A 15348-nucleotide genomic window follows, 5' to 3' on the forward strand; every position below is an offset into this window, starting at 1 on the left:
GCCAATCGGCTGCGGGCCCTCCGGGTTTTCTTTCGCGCCGCCCGGGGTTTTCCCGGCGGCACGTTTCTGCGGAAGGCTCCCTTGGCGGGAGGGTCAGACCTCTTCGTGGGCCACGGCGCGGCGCGCGTCCGCGTCGAGCACGCCCCAGCTGATCAGCTGCTCGGTGAGCACCGAGGGCGACTGGTCGTAGATCACGGCGAGGGTGCGCAGGTCGTCCTGGCGGATCGAGAGCACCTTGCCGTTGTAATCGCCGCGCTGCGACTGGATCGTGGCGGCATAGCGCTGCAGCGGGCCCGCCTTCTCGGCCGGGACGTGCGCGAGGCGCTCCAGGTCGAGGACCAGCTTGGGCGGCGGCTCGGCGGCGCCGCCGGGCGGGGTGCCCGGGAGGAGCTCCTGCACCGGAACGCCGTAGAAGTCCGCCAGCTCGGCGAGGCGCTGCACGGTCACGGCACGGTCGCCGCGCTCGTACGACCCGACCACGACCGCCTTCCAGCGTCCCTGGGACTTCTCCTCGACGCCGTGGAGGGAAAGGCCCTGCTGGGTGCGGATGGCGCGGAGCTTGGCCCCGAGCTGTTTGGCGTATTCGCTGGACATATAGCTCCCCGGACGCTGTGACAACGTGCGGCTCCGCCGCGCGGCTGGTGACTCACTGTGAGGTTACGCAGCGTTACTTGGCTGCGTCAAGCCGAATGGGTCCGAGGGCCTCTTCCGAGGGGGAGGTGACGGTCCTAGTTGCCGTTGCTGGTACCGTTAAAACGCTGTAGCGCCAGATGGCGCAATCTCGACATCCCGACGTCCTTTAAAGTCCGTCCCGTGAGGCGGAGAAGGAGGTCCGTTTTCATGGACACGCATGCCTCCGGTGTGCCGCGGCCCGTTCTCGAAGGCCCGGACATCGCACGGGTGTTGACCCGTATCGCCCACGAAATCGTGGAGCGCGCCAAGGGCGCCGACGACGTGGTGCTGCTCGGCATTCCGACCCGCGGCGTCTTCCTCGCCCAGCGGCTCGCCGCCAAGCTCGCGGAGATCACCGGCCGCAAGATCCCGGTCGGCTCCCTCGACATCACGATGTACCGCGACGACCTGCGGATGCACCCCCCGCGCGCCCTCGCCCGCACCGACATCCCCGGTGACGGCATCGACGGCCGCCTGGTCGTCCTCGTCGACGACGTGCTCTTCTCCGGCCGCACCATCCGTGCCGCCCTCGACGCCCTGAACGACATCGGCCGCCCGCGCGCGGTGCAGCTCGCCGTCCTCGTCGACCGCGGCCACCGAGAACTGCCCATCCGCGCCGACTACGTCGGCAAGAACCTCCCCACGTCGCTGCGGGAGACGGTCAAGGTCCAGCTCGCCGAGGAGGACGGCCGCGACGCCGTGCTGCTCGGTGCCAAGCCGGAGCCCGCGGCCGGCTGACGCCGGCTCCACTCGTACGACCACCCCCTCAGGTCCGTGCGCGAGCTGACGCGCGCCCGTGCGTACCCGCGCGCCCGCCTGCCCGCCCAGGGACTTCACCCAGGCCCCGCACACCTGAAATCCCCCTACGGAGCCCACCAGATGATGCGACACCTCATCTCGGCCGCCGACCTCACCCGCGACGACGCCGTCCTGATCCTCGACACCGCGGAGGAGATGGCCCGGGTCGCCGACCGGCCGATCAAGAAGCTGCCCGCGCTGCGCGGCCGCACGGTCTGCAACCTCTTCTTCGAGGACTCGACCCGCACCCGGATCTCCTTCGAGGCCGCCGAGAAGCGGCTCTCGGCGGACGTCATCAACTTCGCCGCCAAGGGGTCGAGCGTCTCCAAGGGCGAGTCCCTGAAGGACACCGCCCAGACCCTGGAGGCGATGGGCGTGGACGCCGTCGTCATCCGGCACAGCGCGTCCGGCGCCCCCTACCGGCTCGCCACCTCCGGCTGGATCGACGCGCCCGTCATCAACGCCGGTGACGGCACCCACCAGCACCCGACGCAGGCCCTGCTCGACGCGTTCACCATGCGCCGCCGCCTGATCGGCCCCGACGCCGGGCTCGGCCAGGGCCTCGACGGCAAGCGCATCACGGTCGTCGGTGACGTCCTGCACAGCCGCGTCGCCCGCTCCAACGTCGACCTGCTGCACACCCTGGGCGCCGAGGTCACGCTGGTCGCGCCGCCCACGCTGATCCCGGTCGGCGTCGAGCACTGGCCGTGCGAGGTGAGCTACGACCTGGACTCCACGCTGCCGAAGTCCGACGCCGTGATGATGCTGCGCGTACAGCGCGAGCGCATGAACGCCGCGTTCTTCCCGACCGAGCGCGAGTACTCGCGCCGCTACGGCCTGGACGGGGACCGCATGGCGCGGATGCCCGAGCACGCCATCGTGATGCACCCCGGCCCGATGGTCCGCGGCATGGAGATCACCGCCGAGGTCGCCGACTCCGACCGCTGCACGGTCGTCGAGCAGGTCGCCAACGGCGTCTCCATCCGGATGGCCGTCCTGTACCTGCTGCTCGGCGGCAACGAGCCCGCCGTCACCCACTCTCGTACCGAGGAGAAGTAAGACCATGAGCAAGATCCTGATCCGTGGTGCGAAGGTGCTCGGCGGCGAGCCCCAGGACGTCCTGATCGACGGCGAGACCATCGAGGCCGTCGGCGCCGGGCTCGCCGCCGAGGGCGCGACCGTCGTCGAGGCCGAGGGCAAGATCCTGCTGCCGGGCCTGGTCGACCTGCACACGCATCTGCGCGAGCCGGGCCGCGAGGACTCCGAGACGGTCCTCACCGGCACCCGCGCGGCCGCCAGCGGCGGCTACACCACCGTGTTCGCGATGGCCAACACCTTCCCGGTCGCCGACACCGCGGGCGTCGTCGAGCAGGTCTACCGGCTCGGCAAGGAGTCCGGCTACTGCGACGTGCAGCCCATCGGTGCCGTCACCGTCGGCCTCGAGGGCAAGAAGCTCGCCGAGCTGGGCGCGATGCACGAGTCCGCCGCGGGCGTCACGGTCTTCTCCGACGACGGCAAGTGCGTCGACGACGCCGTGATCATGCGGCGCGCCCTGGAGTACGTGAAGGCCTTCGGCGGCGTCGTCGCCCAGCACGCCCAGGAGCCGCGGCTCACCGAGGGCGCCCAGATGAACGAGGGCGTCGTCTCGGCGGAGCTCGGTCTCGGCGGCTGGCCCGCCGTCGCCGAGGAGTCGATCATCGCCCGCGACGTGCTCCTCGCCGAGCACGTCGGTTCGCGCGTGCACATCTGCCACCTGTCGACCGCCGGCTCCGTCGAGATCGTCCGCTGGGCCAAGTCCCGCGGCATCGACGTGACCGCCGAGGTCACCCCGCACCACCTGCTCCTGACCGACGAGCTCGTCCGGTCGTACAACCCGGTCTACAAGGTCAACCCGCCGCTGCGCACGGAAGCCGACGTCATGGCGCTGCGCGAGGCCCTGGCCGACGGCACGATCGACATCGTCGCCACCGACCACGCCCCGCACCCGCACGAGGACAAGGACTGCGAGTGGGCCGCGGCCGCCATGGGCATGGTCGGCCTGGAGACCGCCCTGTCGGTCGTGCAGCACACGATGGTCGACACCGGCCTGCTCACCTGGGCGGGCGTCGCCGAGCGGATGTCCGTCAAGCCCGCCGAGATCGGCCGGGCCAAGGGCCAGGGACGCCCCGTCTCGGCAGGCGAGCCCGCGAACCTCACGCTCGTCGATCCGGCATACCGTGGGGCCGTGGACCCCGCGGGCTTCGCCTCGCGCAGTCGCAACACGCCGTACGAGGGCCGTGAGCTGCCGGGACGCGTCACGCACACCTGGCTGCGGGGTCGGGCCACGCTCGTCGACGGGAAGCTCCAGTGACCGCATCGCACGCCATCGCACACCCCGCACCCCCCTCCTTCACCCTCCTCGCCGCCGACGAGAAGTCGGCGGAGGTCACCGACTGGGCCGCGCGCGTCGGCTGGGTCGTCGGACTGCTCCTGTTCGTCGCGCTCGTCTACTGGCTGATGCGCGAGGGCTGGAAGTGGCGCGGCACCCTCCAGAGCGACCTGCCGGAGCTCTCCAGCGCGCCGTCCGACCCCGGTGCGACGAAACTTGAGCTGACCGGCCGCTACCACGGCTCCACCACCGCGGGCCAGTGGCTGGACCGCATCGTGGCGCACGGCCTCGGTACCCGCAGCCGGGTGGAGCTGACGCTCACCGACGCGGGCCTGGACGTCGTACGCCCCGGCGCGCGGGACTTCTTCATCCCGAAGGAGGCGCTGCGCGAGGCCCGGCTCGACAAGGGCATCGCGGGCAAGGTCCTCGCCGAGGGCGGTCTGCTGATCGTCACCTGGGCGCACGGCGACAAGCTCCTCGACTCCGGCTTCCGCTCGGACCACGCCGCCGAGCAGGCCGAGTGGGTCGACACCCTGAACAACATGATCAACAGCACGACGGAAACGGAAGGCGCACGATGACGACCTCCACTAGGGGAGCTGCCAAGACTCCCGCTGTACTCGTCCTGGAGGACGGCCGCATCTTCCGCGGCCGCGCCTACGGGGCGGTGGGGGAGACCTTCGGAGAGGCCGTCTTCTCCACCGGCATGACCGGCTACCAGGAGACGCTGACCGACCCGTCGTACCACCGCCAGGTCGTGGTGATGACCGCCCCGCACGTCGGGAACACGGGCGTCAACGACGAGGACCCCGAGTCGGGGCGCATCTGGGTCGCCGGCTACGTCGTGCGCGACCCCGCCCGCGTGCCCTCCAACTGGCGCTCGCGGCGCTCCCTCGACGACGAGCTGGACCGGCAGGGCGTCGTCGGCATCAGCGGCATCGACACCCGCGCCCTGACCCGCCACCTGCGCGAGCGCGGCGCCATGCGCGTCGGCGTCTTCTCCGGCGCGGCGATCGCCCCCGACGCCGAGCTCCTGGCCAAGGTGCAGGCCCAGCCCCAGATGAAGGGCGCGGACCTCTCCGCGGAGGTCGCCACCAAGGAGGCGTACGTCGTCCCCGCCATCGGCGAGAAGAAGTTCACCGTCGCCGCCGTCGACCTCGGCATCAAGGGCATGACCCCGCACCGCATGGCCGAGCGCGGCATCGAGGTGCACGTGCTTCCGGCCACGGCGACCGCCGAGGACGTGTACGCCGTGAACCCCGACGGCGTGTTCTTCTCCAACGGCCCCGGAGACCCGGCGACCGCCGACGGCCCCGTCGCCGTGATGCAGGAGGTCCTGAAGCGGAAGACGCCGCTGTTCGGCATCTGCTTCGGCAACCAGATCCTTGGCCGCGCCCTCGGCTTCGGCACGTACAAGCTGAAGTACGGCCACCGCGGCATCAACCAGCCCGTCCAGGACCGCACCACGGGCAAGGTCGAGGTCACCGCGCACAACCACGGCTTCGCCGTCGACGCGCCCCTCGACCGCGTCTCCGACACTCCCTACGGCCGCGCCGAGGTCTCCCACGTGTGCCTCAACGACCAGGTGGTGGAGGGGCTCCAGCTCCTCGACCAGCCCGCGTTCAGCGTCCAGTACCACCCCGAAGCGGCCGCAGGCCCGCACGACGCCGCGTACCTCTTCGACCGCTTCACCACCCTGATGGAGGGCCAGCGTGCCTAAGCGCACCGATATCCAGTCCGTCCTGGTCATCGGCTCCGGCCCGATCGTCATCGGCCAGGCAGCTGAGTTCGACTACTCCGGAACGCAGGCGTGCCGCGTCCTCAAGGCCGAGGGCCTGCGCGTCATCCTCGTCAACTCGAACCCCGCGACGATCATGACCGACCCGGAGATCGCCGACGCCACGTACGTCGAGCCGATCACCCCGGAGTTCGTCGAGAAGATCATCGCCAAGGAGCGCCCCGACGCGCTCCTGCCCACCCTCGGCGGCCAGACCGCGCTCAACACCGCCATCTCCATGCACGAGCAGGGCGTCCTGGAGAAGTACGGCGTCGAGTTGATCGGCGCGAACGTCGAGGCGATCAACAAGGGCGAGGACCGCGACCTGTTCAAGGAGGTCGTCGAGGCCGTCCGCGCCAAGATCGGCCACGGCGAGTCCGCGCGCTCGGTGATCTGCCACTCCATGGACGACGTCCTCAAGGGCGTCGAGGAGCTCGGCGGCTACCCGGTCGTCGTGCGGCCGTCCTTCACCATGGGCGGCGCGGGCTCCGGCTTCGCGCACAACGAGGACGAGCTGCGCCGCATCGCGGGCCAGGGCCTCACGCTCTCGCCGACCACCGAGGTGCTCCTGGAGGAGTCCATCCTCGGCTGGAAGGAGTACGAGCTGGAGCTGATGCGCGACAAGCACGACAACGTCGTGGTCGTCTGCTCCATCGAGAACTTCGACCCGATGGGCGTGCACACCGGCGACTCCATCACCGTCGCGCCCGCGATGACGCTCACCGACCGCGAGTACCAGATCCTGCGCGACGTCGGCATCGCGATCATCCGTGAGGTCGGCGTCGACACCGGCGGCTGCAACATCCAGTTCGCGGTGAACCCCGAGGACGGCCGGGTCATCGTCATCGAGATGAACCCGCGCGTCTCCCGGTCGTCGGCGCTCGCGTCGAAGGCCACCGGCTTCCCGATCGCGAAGATCGCCGCGAAGCTGGCCGTCGGCTATACGCTCGACGAGATCCCCAACGACATCACCGAGAAGACCCCGGCCTCCTTCGAGCCGACCCTCGACTACGTCGTCGTCAAGGCCCCCCGCTTCGCCTTCGAGAAGTTCCCGCAGGCCGACTCCACGCTGACCACGACCATGAAGTCCGTCGGCGAGGCCATGGCCATCGGCCGCAACTTCACCGAGGCCCTGCAGAAGGCCCTGCGCTCCCTGGAGAAGAACGGCAGCCAGTTCTCCTTCACCGGCAAGCCCGGCGACAAGTACACGCTGCTCCGCGCCGCCGTGCGCCCCACCGACGGGCGCATCAACACCGTCATGCAGGCCATCCGCGCCGGTGCCACGCCGCAGGAGGTCTTCGACGCCACGAAGATCGACCCGTGGTTCGTCGACCAGCTCTTCCTCATCAAGGAGATCGCGGACGAGCTGACCGCCGCCGAGCGCCTCGACGCCGACCTGCTCGCCGAGGCCAAGCGGCACGGCTTCTCCGACGCCCAGATCGCCGAGATCCGCGGCCTGCGCGAGGACGTCGTCCGCGAGGTCCGCCAGGCCCTCGGGGTGCGCCCGGTCTACAAGACGGTCGACACCTGCGCCGCCGAGTTCGCCGCGAAGACGCCGTACTTCTACTCCTCCTACGACGAGGAGTCCGAGGTCGCGCCGCGCGAGAAGCCCGCCGTGATCATCCTCGGCTCCGGCCCGAACCGCATCGGCCAGGGCATCGAGTTCGACTACTCGTGCGTGCACGCCTCCTTCGCGCTGCACGACGCGGGCTACGAGACCGTGATGGTCAACTGCAACCCGGAGACCGTCTCCACGGACTACGACACCTCCGACCGGCTCTACTTCGAGCCGCTCACCCTGGAGGACGTCCTGGAGATCGTGCACGCCGAACAGCAGGCGGGCCCGGTCGCGGGCGTCGTCGTCCAGCTCGGCGGCCAGACCCCGCTCGGCCTCTCCCAGGCCCTGAAGGACAACGGCGTGCCGGTCGTCGGTACCTCGCCGGAGGCCATCCACGCCGCCGAGGACCGCGGCGCCTTCGGCCGCGTGCTCGCCGAGGCCGGCCTGCCCGCGCCCAAGCACGGCACCGCCACGACCTTCGCCGAGGCCAAGGAGATCGCCGACGAGATCGGCTACCCCGTCCTCGTACGCCCGTCGTACGTGCTCGGCGGCCGCGGCATGGAGATCGTGTACGAGGAGGCCCGCCTCCAGTCGTACATCGCCGAGTCCACCGAGATCAGCGCGGACCGCCCGGTCCTGGTCGACCGGTTCCTCGACGACGCCATCGAGATCGACGTGGACGCCCTGTACGACGGCCACGAGCTGTACCTGGGCGGCGTCATGGAGCACATCGAGGAGGCCGGCATCCACTCCGGCGACTCGGCGTGCGCGCTGCCGCCCATCACCCTCGGCGGCCACGACATCAAGCGCCTGCGCTCCTCCACGGAGGCCATCGCGCGCGGCGTCGGCGTCCGCGGCCTGATCAACATCCAGTTCGCGATGGCCGGGGACATCCTGTACGTCCTGGAGGCCAACCCGCGCGCGTCCCGCACGGTCCCCTTCACCTCGAAGGCGACCGCCGTGCCGCTGGCCAAGGCCGCCGCCCGCATCTCGCTCGGCGCGACCATCGCCGAGCTGCGCGCCGAAGGGCTGCTCCCGGCCACCGGCGACGGCGGCGAACTGCCGCTCGACGCGCCGATCTCCGTCAAGGAGGCCGTCATGCCCTGGTCGCGCTTCCGCGACATCCAGGGCCGCGGCGTCGACACCGTGCTCGGTCCGGAGATGCGCTCCACCGGCGAAGTCATGGGCATCGACTCGGTGTTCGGCACGGCGTACGCCAAGTCGCAGGCGGGCGCGTACGGCCCGCTGCCGACCAAGGGTCGCGCGTTCATCTCCGTCGCCAACCGCGACAAGCGCTCGATGATCTTCCCGGCGCGCGAACTGGTCGCCCACGGCTTCGAGTTGCTCGCCACGTCCGGCACCGCCGAGGTGCTCAAGCGCAACGGCATCAACGCCACGGTCGTGCGCAAGCAGTCCGAGGGCGAGGGCCCGAACGGCGAGAAGACCATCGTCCAGCTCATCCACGACGGCCAGGTCGACCTCATCGTCAACACCCCCTACGGCACCGGCGGCCGCCTCGACGGCTACGACATCCGCACGGCCGCCGTCGCGCGCTCCGTGCCGTGCCTGACGACCGTCCAGGGCCTCGCCGCCGCCGTGCAGGGCATCGACGCGCTCCAGCACGGGGGAGTGGGCGTGCGCTCGCTCCAGGAACACGCGGAACACCTGACGGCCCTGTCTGCGGACCGCGACTAGCAGCCCACGAGGGGGACACCGGATCCGGTGTCCCCCTCCTCATGAGGACACCAGCATGTACGCATTCTTCTTCCGGCTCGTCTTCCGGCGCATGGACCCCGAGCGCGCCCACCACCTCGCCTTCGCCTGGATCCGCCTCGCCGCGCGCGTCCCCGTCCTGCGGACCTTCGTGGCGGCCGCCCTCGCCCCGCGCCACAAGGAGCTGCGCACCGAGGCCCTCGGCCTGCGCATGCACGGCCCCTTCGGGCTCGCCGCCGGCTTCGACAAGAACGCCGCCGGGATCGACGGCATGGCGATGCTCGGCTTCGACCACGTCGAGATCGGCACCGTCACCGGCGAGCCGCAGCCCGGCAACCCCAAGAAGCGGCTCTTCCGCCTGGTCGAGGACCGCGCCCTGATCAACCGCATGGGCTTCAACAACGACGGCTCGGCCGCCGTCGCCGAGCGCCTGGCGACCCGTACGCCCGTCTTCAGGACCGTCGTCGGCGTCAACATCGGCAAGACCAAGGTCGTGCCGGAGGCCGAGGCCGCCGCCGACTACGTGAAGTCCACCGAGCGCCTGGCGCGGCACGCCGACTACCTGGTCGTGAACGTCTCGTCCCCGAACACGCCGGGCCTGCGCAACCTCCAGGCCACCGAGTCGCTTCGCCCGCTCCTGACCGCCGTGCGCGAGGCCGCCGACCGCAGCGTCACCGGGCGGCGCGTCCCGCTGCTCGTGAAGATCGCCCCCGACCTGGCCGACGACGACATCGACGCGGTCGCCGACCTCGCCGTGGAGCTCGGCCTCGACGGCATCATCGCGACGAACACCACCATCGCGCGCGAGGGCCTCGGGCTCGCCTCCGACACCGCGGTCGTCGCCGAGACCGGCGGCCTGTCCGGCGCGCCCCTGAAGGAGCGCTCCCTGGAGGTCCTGCGCCGCCTGTACGCGCGCGTGGGCGACCGGATCACCCTCGTGGGCGTCGGCGGCATCGAGAACGCCGAGGACGCCTGGCAGCGCATCCTGGCGGGCGCGACGCTGGTGCAGGGCTACAGCGCGTTCATCTACGAGGGCCCGTTCTGGGCGCGCGGGATCCACAAGGGCCTCGCCGCGCGGCTCGCCACCTCCCCGTACGCCACGCTCGCCGACGCCGTCGGCGCCGACACCCGAAAGGCCTCCGCCGCATGAGCGCTCCGGAACCCTTCGGCGCACGCCTGCGCCACGCCATGGACACCCGCGGCCCGCTCTGCGTGGGCATCGACCCGCACGCCTCGCTCCTGGCGGCGTGGGGCCTGGACGACGACATCAAGGGCCTGGAGACCTTCACGCGCACCGTCGTGGAGGCCCTGGGCGACCAGGTCGCCGTCTTCAAGCCGCAGGCGGCGTTCTTCGAGCGCTTCGGCTCGCGCGGCGTCGCCGTCCTGGAGCGGGCCGTCGCGGAGCTGCGCGCCGCCGGGGGCCTGGTCGTCATGGACGCCAAGCGCGGCGACATCGGCTCCACCATGGCCGCGTACGCGGAGGCCTTCCTGCACCCGGACGCCCCGCTGTTCTCGGACGCCCTGACGGTCTCGCCGTACCTCGGGTACGAGTCCCTGCGGCCCGCCGCCGACCTCGCCCGTGAGAGCGGCTCGGGGCTCTTCGTGCTCGCCCTGACGTCCAACCCGGAGGGCGCCGAGGTGCAGCGCGCCGAGCGCGCCGACGGCCGCACCATCGGCGCGACCATGCTCGGCCACCTCGCGCGCGAGAACGCCGACGCCGAGCCCATGGGCTCGTACGGCGCGGTCGTCGGGGCCACGCTCGGCGACCTGTCGTCGTTCGACCTCGACATCAACGGCCCGCTGCTCGCGCCCGGCATCGGGGCGCAGGGTGCCACGCCCGCGGACCTGCCGACCGTCTTCGGAGCGGCCGTGCGCAACGTCGTGCCGAACGTCAGCCGCGGCGTCCTCAAGGCGGGGCCCGACGCGGGGGCGCTGCGCGCGGCGGCGGCCCGGTTCGCGGACGAGGTGCGGGAGGCCGTGGCCGGCGCGTAGGCCACGGGCCCGACCGGGTGCGGACCCTCGCCTGGTGTCCTCGGGTGTGTGCCGGGTCACGGCACACACACGCCGTACTGACGCGTTGCTTACGCGACACCCGGCCAAATCAGGGGCGAATTGCCCGATATGCCGGGCTCAACGGAGGCTGACCAGGACTTTTCGCTTGTTCTCGCTGACTCCAGCGGCCATGGCCGCTAGTCTCCGACGAGAGCCAACGGGCAAGCGCGTTGCACGTTGCTCCCCTGGTGTGGGGCGACTAGGTTCCTCACCGGTCCGTATCCGACAGTTCGACATCCGAGGTGACGTAGGCGTGGCTCTTCCGCCCCTTACCCCTGAACAGCGCGCAGCCGCGCTCGAAAAGGCCGCCGCGGCTCGCCGGGAGCGGGCCGAGGTCAAGAATCGACTCAAGCACTCCGGCGCCTCCCTTCACGAGGTCATCAAGCAGGGCCAGGAGAACGACGTCATCGGCAAGATGAAGGTCTCCGCCCTCCTGGAGTCCCTGCCGGGCGTGGGCAAGGTCCGCGCCAAGCAGATCATGGAGCGCCTCGGGATCTCGGAGAGCCGCCGCGTCCGCGGGCTCGGCTCCAACCAGATCGCATCCCTTGAGCGTGAGTTCGGCAGCAGCGCTGCCGGCTGACGTTCTCGGGCACTGCCGAGAACCTGGATAATCGCTGCATGGCTGCAACATCCCGGGGGACGCCCCCCGTACCCCCGGACGTACGTCCGCGGCTGACCGTGCTCTCCGGCCCCTCTGGGGTCGGCAAGAGCACGGTCGTCGCTCATATGCGCAAGGAACACCCCGAGGTCTGGCTCTCGGTCTCGGCGACGACCCGCAAGCCCCGCCCGGGCGAGCGCCACGGCGTCCAGTACTTCTTCGTCTCCGACGACGAGATGGACAAGCTGATCGCCAACGGCGAGCTCCTGGAGTGGGCCGAATTCGCGGGCAACCGCTACGGCACCCCGCGCCGGGCCGTGCTTGACCGCCTGGAGGCGGGCGAGCCGGTGCTCCTGGAGATCGACCTCCAGGGCGCCCGCCTGGTCCGCGAGTCCATGCCGGAGGCCCAGCTGGTCTTCCTCGCCCCGCCGAGCTGGGACGAGCTGGTCCGCAGGCTCACCGGCCGCGGGACCGAGGCCCCCGAGGTGATCGAGCGCAGGCTCGAAGCCGCGCGCGTGGAGCTCGCCGCGGAGTCGGAGTTCGATACGACCCTGGTCAACACCTCAGTCGAGGACGTGGCGCGCGAGCTGCTAGCCTTGATGAAAGTTGTTTGATCTTCACCCCCTTCGGAAGGCAGAGAGTGTCCTCTTCCATCACCGCGCCCGAGGGCATCATCAACCCGCCGATTGATGAGCTGCTCGAGGCCACCGACTCGAAGTACAGCCTCGTGATCTACGCCGCCAAGCGCGCCCGTCAGATCAACGCGTACTACTCGCAGCTCGGCGAGGGCCTCCTCGAGTACGTCGGCCCGCTGGTGGACACCCACGTCCACGAGAAGCCGCTGTCGATCGCGCTCCGCGAGATCAACGCGGGCCTGCTGACGTCCGAGGCCGTCGAGGGCCCGGCGCAGTAAGCAGCAGTACCTTCCACCACGGGCCCGGCAGGGGCACCTCCCAGCGTTAACTGGGGGAGCGACTGCCCGGGCCCGTGGTGTGTCATGGAGTCGTACGTTTCCGAGTGCGGGGAGGCACGGTGGGCAAGCCGAAGGTCGTTCTGGGGGTCAGCGGCGGGATCGCCGCGTACAAGGCGTGCGAGCTGCTGCGGCGGCTCACGGAGTCGGGCCATGACGTACGCGTCGTCCCCACCGAGTCGGCGCTGCACTTCGTCGGCGCCGCGACCTGGTCGGCGCTGTCCGGGCACCCCGTGTCCACGGAGGTCTGGTCGGACGTCCACGAGGTGCCGCACGTGCGGATCGGCCAGGGCGCCGACCTCGTGATCGTCGCGCCCGCCACCGCCGACATGCTCGCCAAGGCCGCCCACGGCCTCGCCGACGACCTGCTCACCAACACGCTCCTCACCGCCCGCTGCCCGGTCGTCTTCGCCCCGGCCATGCACACGGAGATGTGGGAGCACCCCGCGACGCAGGAGAACGTGGCGACGCTGCGCCGCCGCGGCGCCCTCGTCGTCGAGCCCGCCGTCGGCCGCCTCACCGGCGTCGACACCGGCAAGGGCCGCTTCCCGGAGCCCGCGGAGCTCTTCGAGGTCGTACGCCGCGTCCTCGCCCGCGGCGGCAGGACCGCCCAGGACCTGGCCGGACGCCATGTCGTCGTGAGCGCGGGCGGCACCCGCGAGCCCCTCGACCCCGTGCGCTTCCTCGGCAACCGCTCCTCCGGCAAGCAGGGCTACGCCCTCGCCCGCAGCGCGGCGGCCCGCGGCGCGCGCGTGACCCTGGTGGCCGCCAACGCGGCGCTGCCCGACCCGGCGGGCGTCGACGTCGTCCCCGTCGGCACCGCCGTCCAGCTGCGCGAGGCCGTCCTGAAGGCGGCCGCGGACGCCGACGCCGTGGTGATGGCGGCCGCCGTCGCCGACTTCCGCCCGGCCGCGTACGCCACCGGAAAGATCAAGAAGAAGGACGGCGAGGAGCCCGCGCCCATCGCCCTTGTCCGCAATCCGGACATCCTGGCCGAGATCGCGGGCGACCGCCCGCGCCCGGGACAGGTGGTCGTCGGCTTCGCGGCCGAGACGGACGACGTCCTCGCCAACGGACGCGCGAAGCTCGCCCGCAAGGGCTGTGACCTGCTCGTCGTGAACGAGGTGGGCGAGCGCAAGACGTTCGGCTCTGAGCGGAACGAGGCCGTGGTGCTCGGCGCCGACGGCAGCGAGACCCCGGTGCCGTACGGCCCGAAGGACGATCTCGCCGACACGGTCTGGGACCTGGTCGTTCCCCGGCTGGCCTGAAAGATCACATTCCAGCCGATCCGCACGCCACTTTCGTCGCACGGGCCGCGTCAAACCAGCAAAAACCCTGGAAATCCGGGCGACACGCCCTCTGGTGGAGACCAAGTGCCGTGGCGCACAATGCAGTGCCGCAGGTCACAGGCCTCCCATGTGGCGAGACAGGTGACCACGCGGCCCAGTGCGACCGATAAACTGGTGTCGGACGTCGTCGAGCGCAGCTCTCGGCCCGTCCGTCAATGATCAGCCAGCAGCCGCTGCAACCACAGGGAGCGATGTGTCCCGCCGTCTCTTCACCTCGGAGTCCGTGACCGAGGGTCACCCCGACAAGATCGCCGACCAGATCAGCGACACCATTCTCGATGCGCTTCTGCGCGAGGACCCGACGTCCCGGGTCGCCGTCGAAACGCTCATCACGACCGGCCTCGTGCACGTCGCCGGTGAGGTCACGACCAAGGCGTACGCGCCGATCGCGCAGCTGGTGCGCGAGAAGATCCTCGAGATCGGCTACGACTCGTCGAAGAAGGGCTTCGACGGTGCCTCCTGTGGCGTGTCGGTGTCCATCGGCGCGCAGTCCCCCGACATCGCGCAGGGCGTGGACACGGCCTACGAGAGCCGCGTCGAGGGCGACGAGGACGAGCTGGACCGCCAGGGCGCGGGCGACCAGGGCCTGATGTTCGGCTACGCCTGCGACGAGACCCCGGAGCTCATGCCGCTCCCGATCCACCTCGCGCACCGCCTCTCGCGCCGCCTGTCCGAGGTCCGCAAGAACGGCACGATCCCCTACCTGCGCCCGGACGGCAAGACCCAGGTCACCATCGAGTACGACGGCGACAAGGCCGTCCGCCTCGACACCGTCGTCGTCTCCTCGCAGCACGCGAGCGACATCGACCTGGACTCGCTCCTCGCCCCCGACATCCGCGAATTCGTGGTCGAGCCCGAGCTCAAGGCCCTCGTGGACGACGGCATCAAGCTGGAGACCGAGGGCTACCGCCTCCTGGTCAACCCGACGGGCCGCTTCGAGATCGGCGGCCCGATGGGCGACGCCGGCCTGACCGGCCGCAAGATCATCATCGACACGTACGGCGGCATGGCCCGCCACGGCGGCGGCGCCTTCTCCGGCAAGGACCCGTCCAAGGTCGACCGCTCCGCGGCGTACGCGATGCGCTGGGTCGCCAAGAACGTCGTCGCGGCCGGCCTCGCCGCCCGCTGCGAGGTCCAGGTCGCCTACGCCATCGGCAAGGCCGAGCCCGTCGGCCTGTTCGTCGAGACCTTCGGCACCAACACCATCGACACGGACAAGATCGAGACCGCCATCGGCGAGGTCTTCGACCTCCGCCCGGCCGCGATCATCCGCGACCTCGACCTGCTCCGCCCGATCTACTCCCAGACCGCCGCGTACGGCCACTTCGGCCGCGCGCTGCCGGACTTCACGTGGGAGCGGACGGACCGCGTGGAGGCCCTCCGCAGGGCCGTCGGCCTGTAATCAGTTCTTCCCCTGCTTCTTCTTCTGCGGCCCCGGACCAGCTGGTCCGGGGCCGCGGTCGTGTGTCCGGCCGCCCCTCGGCCCCGGCGGC

Annotated in this window: 14 protein-coding genes; 13 read left to right on the plus strand and 1 reads right to left on the minus strand. The window is 71.0% G+C overall.

All coding sequences use genetic code 11. The features are described 5' to 3' along the window. Positions 1 to 93: 93 nt before the first annotated feature. Complete coding sequence (bldD, locus tag ACFWZ5_RS27050) at positions 94 to 594, minus strand: transcriptional regulator BldD (protein WP_016638847.1); 501 nt, start codon at positions 592 to 594, stop codon at positions 94 to 96. Between the two features lie 246 nt (positions 595 to 840). On the opposite strand from bldD, the gene pyrR reads away from it, so the two are divergent. The 13 genes from pyrR (at position 841) to metK (ending at position 15257) form a co-directional block, all read left to right on the plus strand. Next, positions 841 to 1410, plus strand: coding sequence for a bifunctional pyr operon transcriptional regulator/uracil phosphoribosyltransferase PyrR (pyrR, locus tag ACFWZ5_RS27055; RefSeq protein ID WP_384795668.1), 570 nt, complete (start codon positions 841 to 843; stop codon positions 1408 to 1410). 141 nt (positions 1411 to 1551) lie between these two features. Then, positions 1552 to 2529, plus strand: coding sequence for an aspartate carbamoyltransferase catalytic subunit (locus ACFWZ5_RS27060; protein ID WP_384795666.1), 978 nt, complete (start codon positions 1552 to 1554; stop codon positions 2527 to 2529). A gap of 4 nt (positions 2530 to 2533) precedes the next feature. Continuing rightward, a complete protein-coding gene (locus ACFWZ5_RS27065) occupies positions 2534 to 3820 on the plus strand; it encodes a dihydroorotase (RefSeq protein WP_384795664.1) in 1287 nt (428 codons plus the stop codon). Next, entirely contained in the window at positions 3817 to 4419 is a 603-nt protein-coding gene (locus ACFWZ5_RS27070; RefSeq protein ID WP_384795662.1) for a hypothetical protein, read from the plus strand. Before ACFWZ5_RS27065 ends, ACFWZ5_RS27070 begins: the two co-directional genes overlap by 4 nt. Continuing rightward, positions 4416 to 5558: a glutamine-hydrolyzing carbamoyl-phosphate synthase small subunit gene (gene carA / locus ACFWZ5_RS27075; protein ID WP_384795660.1), complete on the plus strand. Its 1143-nt coding sequence runs from the start codon at positions 4416 to 4418 to the stop codon at positions 5556 to 5558. Before ACFWZ5_RS27070 ends, carA begins: the two co-directional genes overlap by 4 nt. Further along, positions 5551 to 8868 (plus strand): carbamoyl-phosphate synthase large subunit, encoded by a 3318-nt coding sequence (gene carB, locus ACFWZ5_RS27080; protein WP_384795658.1) that lies wholly within the window; start codon positions 5551 to 5553, stop codon positions 8866 to 8868. The genes carA and carB overlap by 8 nt, the downstream gene beginning before the upstream one ends. A gap of 55 nt (positions 8869 to 8923) precedes the next feature. Beyond that, a complete protein-coding gene (locus ACFWZ5_RS27085) occupies positions 8924 to 10036 on the plus strand; it encodes a quinone-dependent dihydroorotate dehydrogenase (protein WP_384795656.1) in 1113 nt (370 codons plus the stop codon). Continuing rightward, positions 10033 to 10878, plus strand: coding sequence for an orotidine-5'-phosphate decarboxylase (pyrF, locus tag ACFWZ5_RS27090; protein ID WP_384795654.1), 846 nt, complete (start codon positions 10033 to 10035; stop codon positions 10876 to 10878). The genes ACFWZ5_RS27085 and pyrF overlap by 4 nt, the downstream gene beginning before the upstream one ends. A gap of 313 nt (positions 10879 to 11191) precedes the next feature. Next, a complete protein-coding gene (locus ACFWZ5_RS27095; RefSeq protein WP_046929037.1) occupies positions 11192 to 11518 on the plus strand; it encodes an integration host factor in 327 nt (108 codons plus the stop codon). 38 nt (positions 11519 to 11556) lie between these two features. Then, positions 11557 to 12150 carry a guanylate kinase gene (gene gmk / locus ACFWZ5_RS27100; RefSeq protein ID WP_384795651.1) on the plus strand — a complete coding sequence of 198 codons (594 nt, stop codon included), beginning with the start codon at positions 11557 to 11559 and terminating at the stop codon, positions 12148 to 12150. A 26-nt stretch (positions 12151 to 12176) separates the two neighbouring features. Beyond that, on the plus strand, positions 12177 to 12449 hold the full coding sequence (rpoZ, locus tag ACFWZ5_RS27105; protein ID WP_003982715.1) for a DNA-directed RNA polymerase subunit omega: 273 nt from the start codon (positions 12177 to 12179) through the stop codon (positions 12447 to 12449). A 119-nt stretch (positions 12450 to 12568) separates the two neighbouring features. After that, entirely contained in the window at positions 12569 to 13774 is a 1206-nt protein-coding gene (gene coaBC, locus ACFWZ5_RS27110) for a bifunctional phosphopantothenoylcysteine decarboxylase/phosphopantothenate--cysteine ligase CoaBC (protein WP_384795649.1), read from the plus strand. Between the two features lie 274 nt (positions 13775 to 14048). Further along, on the plus strand, positions 14049 to 15257 hold the full coding sequence (gene metK, locus ACFWZ5_RS27115) for a methionine adenosyltransferase (RefSeq protein WP_384795647.1): 1209 nt from the start codon (positions 14049 to 14051) through the stop codon (positions 15255 to 15257). Positions 15258 to 15348: the final 91 nt, after the last annotated feature.

It is taken from the genome of Streptomyces sp. NPDC059003, assembly GCF_042740445.1.
Taxonomy (GTDB): Bacteria; Actinomycetota; Actinomycetes; order Streptomycetales; family Streptomycetaceae; genus Streptomyces.

What these genes read in the sequence shown, in the direction of transcription:
- bldD (WP_016638847.1), bottom strand. Translation starts at nt 594, where the DNA reads ATGTCCAGCGAATACGCCAAACAGCTCGGGGCCAAGCTCCGCGCCATC.
- pyrR (WP_384795668.1), top strand. Translation starts at nt 841, where the DNA reads ATGGACACGCATGCCTCCGGTGTGCCGCGGCCCGTTCTCGAAGGCCCG.
- ACFWZ5_RS27060 (WP_384795666.1), top strand. Translation starts at nt 1,552, where the DNA reads ATGATGCGACACCTCATCTCGGCCGCCGACCTCACCCGCGACGACGCC.
- ACFWZ5_RS27065 (WP_384795664.1), top strand. Translation starts at nt 2,534, where the DNA reads ATGAGCAAGATCCTGATCCGTGGTGCGAAGGTGCTCGGCGGCGAGCCC.
- carA (WP_384795660.1), top strand. Translation starts at nt 4,416, where the DNA reads ATGACGACCTCCACTAGGGGAGCTGCCAAGACTCCCGCTGTACTCGTC.
- ACFWZ5_RS27085 (WP_384795656.1), top strand. Translation starts at nt 8,924, where the DNA reads ATGTACGCATTCTTCTTCCGGCTCGTCTTCCGGCGCATGGACCCCGAG.
- pyrF (WP_384795654.1), top strand. Translation starts at nt 10,033, where the DNA reads ATGAGCGCTCCGGAACCCTTCGGCGCACGCCTGCGCCACGCCATGGAC.
- gmk (WP_384795651.1), top strand. Translation starts at nt 11,557, where the DNA reads ATGGCTGCAACATCCCGGGGGACGCCCCCCGTACCCCCGGACGTACGT.